At 69.8% G+C, this 7,751-nt stretch carries 8 protein-coding genes, 1 tRNA gene and 1 other RNA gene; 3 read left to right on the top strand and 7 right to left on the bottom strand.

What is annotated here, in order from left to right; all coding sequences use genetic code 11:
* The 7 genes from nuoE to G6018_RS10445 form a co-directional block, all read right to left on the bottom strand.
* Positions 1-658: NADH-quinone oxidoreductase subunit NuoE (nuoE, locus tag G6018_RS10475; RefSeq protein ID WP_182639555.1), on the bottom strand; the 658-nt coding region annotated here is incomplete at its 3' end.
* Positions 655-1,959 (bottom strand): NADH dehydrogenase (quinone) subunit D, encoded by a 1,305-nt coding sequence (gene nuoD / locus G6018_RS10470; protein WP_179524325.1) that lies wholly within the window; start codon positions 1,957-1,959, stop codon positions 655-657. The genes nuoD and nuoE, both read right to left, overlap by 4 nt.
* Positions 1,959-2,684 carry an NADH-quinone oxidoreductase subunit C gene (locus G6018_RS10465; protein ID WP_095717150.1) on the bottom strand — a complete coding sequence of 242 codons (726 nt, stop codon included), beginning with the start codon at positions 2,682-2,684 and terminating at the stop codon, positions 1,959-1,961. Before G6018_RS10465 ends, nuoD begins: the two co-directional genes overlap by 1 nt.
* On the bottom strand, positions 2,681-3,235 hold the full coding sequence (locus G6018_RS10460) for an NADH-quinone oxidoreductase subunit B (protein ID WP_095717151.1): 555 nt from the start codon (positions 3,233-3,235) through the stop codon (positions 2,681-2,683). Before G6018_RS10460 ends, G6018_RS10465 begins: the two co-directional genes overlap by 4 nt.
* Before the next feature lie 25 nt (positions 3,236-3,260).
* The gene (locus tag G6018_RS10455; protein ID WP_182639554.1) at positions 3,261-3,620 is read right to left on the bottom strand and encodes an NADH-quinone oxidoreductase subunit A; all 360 of its coding nucleotides are present in this window, start codon (positions 3,618-3,620) and stop codon (positions 3,261-3,263) included.
* 243 nt (positions 3,621-3,863) lie between these two features.
* Positions 3,864-4,190, bottom strand: a complete 327-nt coding sequence (locus G6018_RS10450; RefSeq protein ID WP_241731218.1) for a hypothetical protein — start codon at positions 4,188-4,190, stop codon at positions 3,864-3,866.
* Positions 4,191-4,373: 183 nt separating this feature from the next.
* Positions 4,374-4,461 (bottom strand) — tRNA-Ser (locus G6018_RS10445).
* A 106-nt stretch (positions 4,462-4,567) separates the two neighbouring features.
* Here G6018_RS10445 and ffs point away from each other — a divergent pair.
* The 3 genes from ffs to G6018_RS10430 all read left to right on the top strand — a co-directional run.
* An RNA gene (gene ffs, locus G6018_RS10440) (signal recognition particle sRNA small type) lies at positions 4,568-4,662 on the top strand.
* 47 nt (positions 4,663-4,709) lie between these two features.
* Positions 4,710-5,981, top strand: a complete 1,272-nt coding sequence (locus G6018_RS10435) for an aminotransferase class I/II-fold pyridoxal phosphate-dependent enzyme (protein ID WP_179524327.1) — start codon at positions 4,710-4,712, stop codon at positions 5,979-5,981.
* Positions 5,982-6,486: 505 nt separating this feature from the next.
* Positions 6,487-7,751: DNA polymerase III subunit gamma and tau (locus G6018_RS10430; RefSeq protein WP_347237852.1), on the top strand; the 1,265-nt coding region annotated here is incomplete at its 3' end.

Genomic DNA, 7,751 nt, shown 5'->3' with positions numbered 1-7,751 from the left:
CATTGGCGCCGGGGCGCGGGTCGGGGAAGCCCGCGAGGATGCGGGCGGTCTCGCGGAAGGTGCACAGCGGAGCACCGCGGGTGGGGGTCACCGTCCGCCCGGCCCGCAGGTCGTCGACCACCCGCCGGGCCGAGGCGGGGGTCTGGTCGTCGAAGAACTCCCAGTTGACCATCACCACCGGGGCGTAGTCGCAGGCGGCGTTGCACTCGATGTGCTCCAGGGTCACCCTGCCGTCGTCCGTGGTGCCGGTGCCGTCGAGTTCGAGGTGCTCGGCGAGGGAGGCCAGGATCTCGTCCCCGCCCATCACCGCGCAGAGCGTGTTGGTGCACACGCCCACCAGGTAGTCACCCGTCGGGGTGCGGCGGTACATCGAGTAGAACGTCGCCACCGCCATCACCTCGGCCGCGGTCAGGTCGAGCACCCGGGCGCAGAACTCGATACCGGCCGGGGTGATGTGCCCGTCCTCCGCCTGCACGAGGTGCAGCAGCGGGAGCAGCGCCGACCTGTCCTGCGGGTAGCGGGCGACGATCACGGCGGCATCGGCGGCCAGACGCTCCCGGACCTCGTCCGGATACGTCCGCCGTGCGCCCGGGTGGACGATGGCGCCCGGTTCGTCGGGCTTCTGACCGAACTGGAGGAAGACCGGCTCGCCGCTCATCGGTCCACACCCCCCATCACCGGGTCGATGCTGGCGACGGCGGCGATCACGTCGGCGAGCATCCCGCCCTCGCACATCGCGGCCACCGCCTGCAGGTTGGTGAACGACGGGTCGCGGTAGTGGACCCGGTACGGGCGGGTGCCGCCGTCCGAGACCATGTGCACTCCCAGCTCGCCGCGGGGCGACTCGACCGGCACGTACACCTGTCCCGGGGGCACCGCGAACCCCTCGGTGACCAGCTTGAAGTGATGTATCAGGGCCTCCATCGAGCTGTCCATGATGTGGCGGACGTGCTCGGCGGAGTTGCCCAGGCCGTCGGGGCCGACCTTGAGCTGGGCGGGCCACGCGATCTTGGGGTCGTCGACCATCACGGGGCCGGGCTCGAGCCGGTCCAGGCACTGTTCGACGATCCTCAGCGACTCCTTCATCTCGTCCACCCGGATGACGAACCGGTCGTAGCAGTCGCTGCCCGACCCGGTCACCACGTCGAACTCGTAGGTCTCGTACCCGCAGTACGGATCGGTCCGGCGCACGTCGTGGGGCAGTCCACTGGCCCGCAGCACCGGTCCGGTCACCCCGAGGGCGATGCACCCGGTGAGGTCGAGGTAGCCCACCCCCTCGAGCCGCATCTTCCAGATCGGGTTCTGGCGCAGGAGGAGCTCCATCTCGCGGATGCGGCCGGGCATCACGTCCAGGAGTTCGCGCACCTTGGGCACGGCCTCGTCCGGGAGGTCCTGGACCACCCCGCCGGGCCGGACGTAGGCGTGGTTCATCCGCAGACCGGTGATGATCTCGAAGACGTCCAGGACCATCTCCCGCTCGCGGAAGCCGAACAGCATGGGGGTGCTGGCCCCGAGTTCCAGGGCGCCGGTGGCGAGAGCGACCATGTGCGAGGAGATCCGGTTGAGCTCCATGAGCATCACCCGGATGACCGACGCCCGCTCCGGGATCCGGTCGGTGATCCCGAGCAGCCGTTCCACCCCGAGGCAGTAGGCGACCTCGTTGAAGAACGGCGAGAGGTAGTCCATCCGGGTGACGAAGGTGACGCCCTGGGTCCAGTAGCGGTACTCGAGGTTCTTCTCGATACCGGTGTGCAGGTAGCCGATCCCACAGCTCGCGCGGGTGACGGTCTCGCCCTCGATCTCGAGGATGAGCCGCAGCACCCCGTGAGTGGACGGGTGCTGGGGGCCCATGTTGACGACGATGCGGTCGTCGTCGGCGTTCCGTGCCGCGTCGCTGATCGCCTCCCAGTCCTGCCCGGTCGCGGTGAGGACGGTGTCCGAGTCGGTTCTGTCGGCCATCAGCTGTAGGCCCTCCGCTGGTCAGGGGGCGGGATGGTCGCGCCCTTGTACTGCACGGGGATCCCGCCGAGCGGGTAGTCCTTGCGTTGCGGATGGCCCTCCCAGTCGTCCGGCATCTGGATGCGGGTGAGTGAGGGGTGTCCGTCGAAGTGGACGCCGAAGAAGTCGTAGGTCTCCCGCTCGTGCCAGTCGGTGGTCGGATAGATCCTGGTCAGGGACGGGATGTGCGGATCGGAATCGGGGGCCGAGACCTCCAGCAGCAGCCGGCGGTTGTGGGTGATCGACTGGAGCGGGTAGACCACGTGCAGTTCGTGGCCCGCGGCGTCGGGGTAGTGCACCCCGCTCGCCCCGAGTGACATCTCGAAGCGGAGTGCGGGGTCGTCCCGGAGTGTCAGCGCGACAGCCGGCAGATGTCGGCGCCGGACGTGCAGGGTCAGCTGTCCGCCGTGCACCACGACCTTCTCCACGGCCTCGTCGAAGGTCGGTCCGCCCCGCGATGCCAGTGCGGCCGTGAGCGCGGCGACCACCTCGTCGTCGTCCCCACCGTCGGGCGGCCGGGTACCGCCCGGCATGTCGACCGGGCGCACGAGCCCGCCGAACCCGGAGGTGTCCCCGGAGCCGCGCACCCCGAACATGCCGTGGCGGACCCCGACCGTGGTCGCGTCGGATCCGGCCGGGCCCGCGGGGTCCGGGGCGTCGGCCGGGACCGGATGGTCGCCGGTCACCGGAACATCCCCTCGACGGGGATGAGCGGACGCTGGTCCAGGGCCGCCTGCTCCGCCGCGCGGACGGCCTCGGCCCGGTTGGCGCCGAGGGGCATGTGCTGGATCTTGTCGTGCAGGGTGATGATCGCGTGCATGAGCATCTCGGGCCGCGGCGGGCATCCGGGCAGGTAGATGTCCACGGGGACGACGTGGTCGACGCCCTGGACGATCGCGTAGTTGTTGAACATCCCGCCCGAGGACGCGCACACACCCATGGCCAGCACCCACTTGGGCTCGGCCATCTGGTCGTACACCTGGCGCAGGACCGGGGCCATCTTCTGGCTGACGCGGCCGGCGACGATCATCAGATCGGCCTGGCGGGGGGAAGCCCGGAACACCTCGGTCCCGAACCGGGCCAGGTCGTAGCGGCCGCCACTGGTGGCCATCATCTCGATGGCGCAGCACGCCAGGCCGAAGGTGGCGGGCCAGAGCGACCCCTTGCGCATGTAGCCCGCGAGTTGCTCGACCGTGGTCAGCAGGAACCCGCTCGGCAGTTTCTCTTCCAGTCCCATGACTGTCTCCTCCTCCCGGTTCCGGTCAGTCCCAGCTCAGTCCGCCCCGACGCCACTCGTAGGCGTAGGCGACGGAGACGTTGACGACGAACAGGGCCATCGCGGCCAGCCCGAACAACCCGAGGTTGTCGAAGTGGACGGCCCACGGATAGAGGAAGAGGATCTCGATGCCGAAGATGATGAACAGCATCGCGGTGAGGTAGTACTTCACCGGGAACCGTCCGCCGCCGACCGGCTGCGGGGTGGGCTGGATGCCGCACTCGTAGGCCTCGAGTTTCGACCTGTTGAACCGGCTCGGACCGGCCAGCGAGGAGACCAGCGAGGAGAAGACGGCAAAGGCGACGGCGACGGCCCCGAGGGCCAGGATCGGCACGTACTCGTTCATCGCGTCACTCCTCGCGTGTTCCTCGAGAAGGCACCTGTGGGCAGACTTCTCCTGCAACCGCATGGGATCGTCGGCGACCGGTGGTGGTGGGTTGACGGCCCGCCGACTCCCTGTCAGATCGGGGTGTCCCGGTCCTCGACTGTGACTCTACTCACATTGCTTTGACGTGTGTCTGGACTTTCGGCAGACGACTTCCGGGGTCTGTGGTGGCCGTCAACGGCGACCGTCCGTGGCGGCGGGCGCTCAGGTCGGCGCGAGGAGCGAGGTGACGGTGTCCCGCAGCCGGAGCGGGTCGATCGGGTGCGGGACCGACGCGTCGGCCCGGGACCAGTCGGCCAGCCACCGGTCGTCCGCGCGCCCGATCAGCACGAGGATCGGCGGGGTGTGGTCGAGCTCGTCGCGCAGCTGCTTGGCCAGACCCAGCCCGCCGGTGGGGGCGGCCTCGCCGTCGAGGATCGCGAGACCGATCCCCCCGGCGTCCATGTGCTCGATCACCACCGGTGCCGTGGCGACCTCGGTGAAGTGCAGTCGGGGGAGGTCGGGGTGCGGGCGCGTGCCCAGTGCTGACATGACGCGGCTGCGGGTCGCGGCGTCGTGGCTGTAGACGAGCACCCGTAGCTCGACGTCCGGACTGGTGATCTCGGTCACGTTCGCGATGCTACCGAGCGGGCTCGGCTGCGGTGGGGGCAGCCGGCGCACCGGCCGAAATGAGAGACGCGGCCCGGGCTCGAGAGCACCGGGCCGCGTCTGCGGCGGAGGATAGGGGATTTGAACCCCTGAGGGGCTATAAACCCCAACCCGCGTTCCAGGCGAGCGCCATAGGCCACTAGGCGAATCCTCCGTGGACGAGAGTACCCAGCGCGGCCAACCACTGGCAAACCATCCGGGAATCGCCGGCCAGATCCCGGGCTGCGTGCAGCGGCGGAGGCGGCACGGCTAGACTCGTCACCGGACCCCGCGCGGCGTCCATCCTGTGAACTCCCCCAGGGCCGGAAGGCAGCAAGGGTCAGCGGGCTCTGGCGGGTGCGCGGGGTCCCTTTACGTCTGGGTACACACACCACCGACGATGTCGACCTCCCGGAGGCCACTATGGCGCTGTCCGATCTCTCCGCCGACGAACTGACCCGGCTCGAGTCGGAGTTGTCGTCCGAGTACGACACGCTCGCCGACCGGGGGCTGTCCCTGGACCTGACCCGCGGTAAGCCGTCGCCGGAGCAGCTGGATCTCTCCGAACGACTGCTGGCGCTGCCGGGGGAGGGTGACCACACGGCCGGCAGGACCGACGTCCGTAACTACGGCGGCGGCGCCGGTCTTCCGGAGCTCCGCGGGATCATCGCCGAACTGCTGGGGGTGGACGCCGGCCGCGTGATCGCCCAGGACAACGCGAGCCTGTCGATCATGTACGACCTGCTGACGTTCTCGATGCTGTTCGGCACGCCCGACTCCGAGCGTCCGTGGAAGGACGAGCCGGAGCTCCGCTGGTTGTGCCCGGTCCCCGGGTACGACCGTCACTTCGGCATCACCGAGGCCCTCGGTATCGAGATGATCCCCGTGACGATGGGGCAGGACGGTCCGGACATGGACGAGGTGGAGCACCTCGTCGCCACGGACCCGTCGATCAAGGGCATGTGGTGTGTGCCGATCTACTCCAACCCGACCGGCACCGTCTACAGCGACCACACCGTGTCCCGGCTCGCCCGCATGGCCGCGGCCGCCCCGGACTTCCGGGTGATCTGGGACAACGCCTACGTGGTGCACACGCTGACCGAGGACTTCCCCAAGGTGCCCGATGTGGATTCGCTGGCCGCCGAGGCCGGGCACCCCAATCGATTCCTGCAGGTGTGTTCGACGTCCAAGATCACCTTCGCCGGGGCGGGCGTGTCGTTCCTCTCGGCCTCCGAGCCCAACCTCGACTGGTACCTGGGGCACACCGGGATCCGGTCGATCGGCCCCAACAAGGTCAACCAGTTGGCCCACGCGCGCTTCTTCGGAGACGCCGACGGGGTGCGGGACCACATGCAGAAGCACCGCGGGATCGTGGCCCCGAAGTTCGAGGCGGCCGCCGGCGCGCTGGACCGGAGGCTCGGTGGGTACGACGTGGCCCGCTGGACGAGTCCCGAGGGCGGGTACTTCATCGACCTCGAGGTGCCGGACGGCACCGCCACGGAGACCGTCCGCCTGGCCAAGGCGGTCGGGGTGGCTCTGACCCCTGCGGGTTCGGCCTATCCGTACGGGCAGGATCCCGACGATCGGCACATCCGATTGGCCCCCACGTTGCCGCCGCTGGCCGAGGTCGAGACGGCGATGGACGTCGTGGGGCTGTGCGCGCTGCTCGCCGCGTGCCGCGACGCACGAAACTGATGTAACAGCACCTCCCCCTTCGTTAATCACCTTCCCCCATGGGTCGGGTGCGCCGGGCGCCCGCCCTCGCGCTCCGGCGCGGGTCGCCGAGCCGTCTTCACCTGCGAGACATGCCCCAACGTGATCTACAACATGTTCCCATCGGGTGGGCACGCAGGGGGGACCGCGGCGGTGGCGCTGACGTGCACGTATGTCGCCAGCCGCATAGTTGAGCAATAGTCAACGAGAGTAGGTCCTTGATCCCCGCAGGTCGGCATGGTTGTATCTCTACCGTCCGGACCCCACAAGGGATCGGGCACCGGAGTGCGGCTGAGGGGCTGCGAGGGGCCGGTGCTTCGATCCTGGTCCGGAACCGCGCCGCGAGGGTCTGAGGGGGCCCGCACCGCCGCGCGAGGGACGTCGGGAGGGGCTGCGGAGACGCGGCCCCTCCGGTCATTTCCGGAGGTCGTGTCCCGGGACGCGGAGGGCGGACCTCGCCGTCGTACCCCCTGGGTACCCTCTACACGTGGCCCTCTATCGGAAGTATCGCCCCGCCTCCTTCGCCGAGGTCGTGGGCCAGGAGCACGTCACCGAACCGCTCTCGGTGGCCCTGTCCTCCGGTCGCATCAACCACGCCTATCTCTTCTCCGGCCCGCGAGGGTGCGGCAAGACGTCGTCCGCCCGGATCCTCGCCCGGTCGCTGAACTGCGTGGAGGGGCCCACCGCCACGCCGTGCGGGGAGTGCGACTCGTGCGTGGCCCTGGCACCCGGGGGCACGGGCACGCTGGACGTCACCGAGCTCGACGCGGCCAGTCACGGCGGCGTGGACGACACCCGCGACCTGCGTGAGCGGGCGTTCTTCGCGCCGGCGTCGTCCAGGTACCGGGTGCTCATCATCGACGAGGCGCACATGGTCACCAACGCGGGCTTCAACGCCTTGCTCAAGATCGTGGAGGAACCGCCGGAGCACCTCATCTTCATCTTCGCCACCACCGAGCCGGAGAAGGTGCTGCCGACCATCCGCTCGCGGACGCATCACTACCCGTTCCGCCTGCTCACGCCGTCGTCGATGCGCGGGCTGGTCGAGCGGATCAGCGAGCAGGAGGGCGTGAGGGTCGAGCCCACGGTCTTCCCCCTGGTCATCCGCGCGGGTGGCGGGTCGCCGCGTGACACGCTGAGCGTGCTGGATCAGCTGATGGCGGGCGCGGGCGAGGACGGCATCACCTATTCGCGTGCGGTGAGTCTGCTGGGAGCCACCGAGGTCGCGTTGATCGACGACACCGTGGACGCGCTCGCCGCGGGTGACGGTGCGACGCTGTTCCGGACCGTCGACAAGGTCATCGAGGCCGGGCTCGACCCCCGCCGGTTCGCCGCCGACCTGCTCCAGCGGTTGCGGGACCTGATCATGGTGCAGTCGGTGCCCCAGGCCATCGAGCGAGGGCTGGTCGACGCCCCGGTCGAGCAGGCCGACACCATGCGGCGCCAGGCCGAGAACATCGGGCCCGCCACCCTGGCGCGGTGTGCGGACATGGTGCACGAGGGGATGGGGTCGATGCGCGGCGCCACCTCGCCCAGGCTGCTGCTGGAGATCCTCTGCGCCAAGCTGCTCCTGCCCTCCGCCGACGACTCCATGATCGCGCTGTTGCAGCGAGTCGAGGCGCTGGAGTCGGGCACCGCGCAGGCGGCCACCGCGCCTGCCGGTGGTGCCCGGGTCCGGGACGGGGGTCCGTCCGGAGTGGGTGGGGCTTCGCCGGACGACGACGAAGGGCGCTCCGGCACGGGCGGCGCACC

Origin of the sequence: Dietzia sp. DQ11-44 (assembly GCF_014145205.1) — a bacterium.
Classification (GTDB): domain Bacteria; phylum Actinomycetota; class Actinomycetes; order Mycobacteriales; family Mycobacteriaceae; genus Dietzia; species Dietzia natronolimnaea.
The sequence above is the reverse complement of the archived record's forward strand: the minus strand, read 5'-3'. Positions and strand labels throughout refer to the sequence as shown.